Source organism: Pantoea endophytica, from assembly GCF_002858935.1.
Lineage (GTDB): Bacteria > Pseudomonadota > Gammaproteobacteria > Enterobacterales > Enterobacteriaceae > Pantoea > Pantoea leporis.
Window position 1 is genome coordinate 1 of record NZ_PJRT01000006.1, and the last position, 1,765, is coordinate 1,765.

Here is a 1,765-nt window from a genome sequence, read left to right on the forward strand (position 1 = left end):
GGCAATCGCTCCCACGGTACCACCCGCCACGTTATCCACTACGCCGGTGATGGCAGGTGTGGTGCTGTTGGTGTCAACCAGAACGCTCCAGCTGTTAGACTGCGCCGAGGTGTTCCCCGCCAGATCCGTCGCCGTGACCACGAAGCTGTGGTTGCCGTCTCTCAGCGCACCCGCCAGCTCCAGCGACCACTTGCCGTCGGCTCCCGCCTTCACGCTTCCCAGCACGGTGCTGCCTTCACGAATGGTGACTACGGAGTTTGCTTCCGCCGTACCGTTCAGCGTTGGTTTGTTGTCGTTGGTCAGACCGCCGTTGGCAATCGCTCCCACGGTGCCACCAGCCACGTTATCTTCCACACTGGTGATAACCGGTGCGTTCGGTGCCTTGCTATCCACATTCAATGTAAAGGTGGCAGATTGCTGCGAGGTATTACCCGCTTCATCTGTGGCTTTCACGTAGAAGCTGTTGATACCTTGACCCAAGGCTGTTGCCGGCGTCCAGCTCCAGTTGCCCGCGCCATCTGCCTTCACGCTGCCCTGCGATGAACCATCAGCTTTGTAAATAGTCACTACGCTGTTCGCTTCAGCCTTACCACGCAGTTCCGGACGATCATCATTGGTCAAGCCGTTATGGGCAATCGCACCGTTGAACACGCCACCTGCTACGTCATCCCATGCATCGGTGATGCTCGGAGCGTTTGGTGCCAGGGTATCCACCACTAAACTGAACTCAGCGGATTTAGGTGAAACGTTACCCGCAGCATCCATTGCTTTCACATAGAACGAGTAAGGAGCATCAACCAGCGCCGTAGCCGGCGTGAATGACCAGTTACCCGCCGCGTTAGTAGTGGTGCTGCCCATCACGGTGCCGTCAGCTTTGTAAACAGTAACAATACTGTTAGCTTCTGCCGTACCGCGCAGTTCTGGTTGTTTATCGTTAGTCACGCCGCCGTTGCTGATTGCGCCGTTATGCACGCCACCGGCCACGTCATCCCATGCATCAACAATCACTGGCGCATTTGGCGCTTTGATATCGATAATCACGGTATACGGATCGGACTCTTCAGAGCTATTGCCCGCTGGGTCGGTCACGATGATGGTGAAATCATGCGCACCTTCGTTCAGCGGGGTATCTGGCGTGAATGTCCAGTCACCCTTGCTATCTGCAACCGCGCTACCAATTGGCTGACCATTTTCAATTACGGTCACAATGTCACCTGGCTGCAAACCGCCACCTACTAAGGTTGGGGTGGTGTCATCCGTCACGCCGCCATTGCCCACGCTGCCCTGGATTGGACCCACGTCGTCTATCACGTCCGCGATGCCGTCGCCGCCGGTGCCGCCATCGCCCGGTTTGGTCGGTTCCTGGACGTCGATATCCAGCACGAACTCGGCGGTCGGTGCGCTCACGTTACCCGCTGCGTCGGTCGCAACCGCGGTGAAGTGGTGCACGCCGTGCGGCAGTGCTGTGGACGGCGTGAAGCTCCAGTCGCCGAAGGCGTTGGCTTTCACGGTGCCCAGCGACGTGGTGCCGTCAAAGATTTCAACCATGCTGTTTGGCTTGGCTTTACCGACCAGCGTAGGGGTGTCGTCGTTGGTCACGGCGCCGGACGCGATGTTGCCGGTGTGCGCTTCTACGTCGTCAACCGCGTAGTCGATGCTCACGGCCACGTTGCCGGTGTCGACGATGAACTCAATCGGCGCGGACTCGTCGCTCTGGTTACCCGCCGGATCTTCGATGATCACGATGATGCTGTGCTCGCCGTCT

At 58.4% G+C, this 1,765-nt stretch carries 1 protein-coding gene; it reads right to left on the reverse strand.

What is annotated here, in order from left to right:
- A partial coding sequence (locus tag PZBJ_RS06645) for an Ig-like domain-containing protein (RefSeq protein ID WP_240632892.1) occupies positions 1-1,765 on the reverse strand: 1,765 nt, incomplete at both ends.